General features: G+C 63.3%; 1 protein-coding gene. It reads left to right on the forward strand.

The window, feature by feature from the left end; all coding sequences use genetic code 11:
- The coding region (locus AC0NZQ_RS21845; protein WP_474532239.1) for an IS3 family transposase at positions 1 to 613 on the forward strand (613 nt) is incomplete at its 5' end.
- Positions 614 to 663 lie beyond the last annotated feature (50 nt).

Consider the following 663-nt stretch of genomic DNA (forward strand, 5'->3'; position numbering starts at 1 on the left):
GACCCAAGCTGGCCTCTACGGGCTGCCCGGCCCAACGCGGGTCAAGCGGCTGCGAGGCGTGGTGACCGCCGATGACCTGGTCAACCGCAAATTCCATCGGCTACGACCCAACGAGCTATGGGTCACCGACATCACGCAACACAGGACGAGAGAGGGGTGGATCTACTGCGCCGCGGTGCTCGACGCATTCAGCCGCCGTATCGTCGGCTGGTCGATCGACTCCAAACAGGACGCCACCCTCGTCGTCAACGCGCTCGACATGGCCATCCGCAACCGGCGTCCCGAGCCAGGCGGCATCGTCCACGCCGACCACGGCACGCAATTCACATCCTGGGTATTCGGGGAGAAGATCCGCTCCGCCGGCCTGCTGCCCAGCTTCGGCACCGTCGGCGACGGCCTAGACAACGCCATGATGGAAAGCTTCTGGTCCTCGATGCAGATCGAGCTGCTCAACCGCCGCAAGTGGAAGACCAGGGTCGAGCTCGCGAACGCGATCTTCGACTACATCGAGATCTTCCACAACCGCCAACGGCGCCACTCCGCCCTCGACTACCGCACCCCGATCCAGCACGAACTACTGTCCCAACAGACCACCGTCGCCGCAGTCAGTTAGCCAGATCGACTGGAACAGAACTGGTGGGCCAGGTCAAGATGTCACAGATC

This window comes from Jatrophihabitans sp. sgz311053, assembly GCF_056135305.1.